Source organism: Nonomuraea sp. NPDC049784 (genome assembly GCF_040659615.1).
Classification (GTDB): Bacteria; Actinomycetota; Actinomycetes; order Streptosporangiales; family Streptosporangiaceae; genus Nonomuraea.
The window spans coordinates 1-2,002 of the sequence record NZ_JBFAMX010001083.1 but is presented as its reverse complement, the minus strand read 5'-3'; the positions used below and the strand labels follow the sequence as shown (position 1 = coordinate 2,002).

Annotated in this window: 2 protein-coding genes; one reads left to right on the top strand and one right to left on the bottom strand. The window is 73.9% G+C overall.

The window, feature by feature from the left end:
• Positions 1-824, top strand: an 824-nt coding sequence (locus tag AB0J09_RS63470; protein WP_360714015.1) for a thiamine pyrophosphate-dependent enzyme, incomplete at its 5' end; no start/stop codon positions are given.
• Between the two features lie 114 nt (positions 825-938).
• Here AB0J09_RS63470 and AB0J09_RS63465 read toward each other — a convergent pair.
• Complete coding sequence (locus AB0J09_RS63465) at positions 939-1,832, bottom strand: 5'-3' exonuclease (RefSeq protein ID WP_360714017.1); 894 nt, start codon at positions 1,830-1,832, stop codon at positions 939-941.
• Positions 1,833-2,002 lie beyond the last annotated feature (170 nt).

Here is a 2,002-nt window from a genome sequence, read left to right as displayed (position 1 = left end):
GGCCGGGGCTGTCCAGGCCGCTGCTGTCGTGGCTGAAGCGGGCGGGGGAGCACATCGTGGTGGCGCCCGACCTGGCCCGCTGGCCCGACCCGACCCGGTCGGCCACGCAGGTGGCGCAGGCCGTGGAGATCCCGGTGGCCGCCGGCGACGACACGTGGCTGCACGCCTGGCGGCAGGCCGACCTGGCGGTCAGGTCGTCGATGGACGCGGTGCTGGACGCGTCCGGCACGAGCGAGCCGCGCCTGGCGAGGGACCTGGTCGACTCGCTGCCGAACGGCGCGCTGCTGTTCTGCGGCTCCTCGATGCCCATCCGCGACCTGGATCAGGCGATGCGGCCACGGCGCGGCATCAGGCTGATGGCCAGCAGGGGCGCCTCCGGCATCGACGGCGTGGTGTCCGCGGCGATGGGGGCGGCGCTGGCGCACAACGGGCCCTCCTACGCGCTGATCGGCGACCTGTCGTTCCTGCACGACCAGAACGGGCTGATCTTGGGGCCGCGCGAGCCCCGTCCCGACCTGTGCTACGTGGTCGTCAACAACGACGGCGGCGGCATCTTCTCGCTGCTGCCCCAGGCGGCGGTGCGCGACCCGTTCGAGCGGGTGTTCGGCACGCCGCACGGGGTGGACCTCGGCTATGTGGCGGCCGCGACGGGCACGCCGTACACGCTGGTGGGGGACATCAGCGACCTGCCCAAGGCGCTGCGCGGGGAGGGGCCGCGCGTGGTGGAGGTGCGCACCGACCGCGAGGAGAACGCGATCGTGCACGCCCGTCTGCGGGAGGTCGCGCAGGAGGCCGTCCACTCCTTCCTCGACGACCAGCACTGATCGGCTCCACCGGCGTCGCCGCATCACCCATGACCTCCCGCGGGGACCCCGCCGAAGTGCGGCGGGTGAGGGAGAGGAGCAGGTCGGCCGCGCTGACGTGCGGCGAAGAGCGGCCTAGGCGCCGAGCGCGTCGAGGAGGCGGTTGAGCGGGCTGTCCAGGCCGTAGCGGTCGGCGAGCCGCACGAGGGCCTCCGGGTCGCGCGGCTTGGCCGGCAGGGTGAGGTCGGCGGGCGGCAGCGGCGCGTCGGGGGCCACCTTGACGACGGCGGGGGCGGCGCGCAGGTAGTCGCGGGCGGCGGCCAGGCGGGTGCGGCTGCCCGCGGGGAAGCCGTCGGTGGCGCCCGCGTCGAGGGCTTCGAGCAGGGCGTCGAGCGAGCCGAAGCGGGTGATGAGGGCGGCGGCGGTCTTCTCGCCGACGCCGGCGACGCCGGGCAGGCCGTCGCTGGGGTCACCGCGCAGAGTGGCGAAGTCGGCGTAGGCGCGCCCGGGGATGCCGTATTTGGCGGTCACGAACGCCTCGTCCACGATCTGCAGGTTGCGGATGCCGCGGGCGGTGTAGAGGACGCGTACGGGGCGGGCGTCGTCGACGAGCTGGAACAGGTCGCGGTCGCCGGTCACGATGTCGACGGCGCCCGTGGCCTGGTGGGTGAGGGTGCCGATCACGTCGTCGGCCTCGAAGCCGGGCGACTCCAGGCGGGCGATGCCGACGGCGTCGAGCACCTCCTGGATGACCGCGATCTGCGGGACGAGCGCCTCCGGCACCTCTTCGGCGTCGCCGTGGGCGACCCGGTGCGCCTTGTACGTCGGGATCGCGTTGACGCGGAAGGCCGGTCGCCAGTCGGCGTCCATGGTGGCCGCGAGCGCGGTGGGGGAGTGCTGGCGGACAAGGGTGGCGATCATGTCGATGAGGCCGCGTACGGCGTTGACCGGGGAGCCATCGGGGGCCTTGATCGACTCTGGCACGCCGAAGAAGGCGCGGAAGTAGAGCGACGGGGTGTCGAGAAGCATCAGCACGCGTCTATGGTCGCACCCCTGACAAGCCCTTACCCGCTTCGCCCGGGTACGGCCACCGCCAGGAGGCAGGCGTCGTCCTCGGGGTTCGGGCCGCCGATGTCGGCCAGGAGATGGTCGAGCCCGGCGTCGAGGTCGCGGGCGGGCACGTCGCGGGCGGCTGCCAG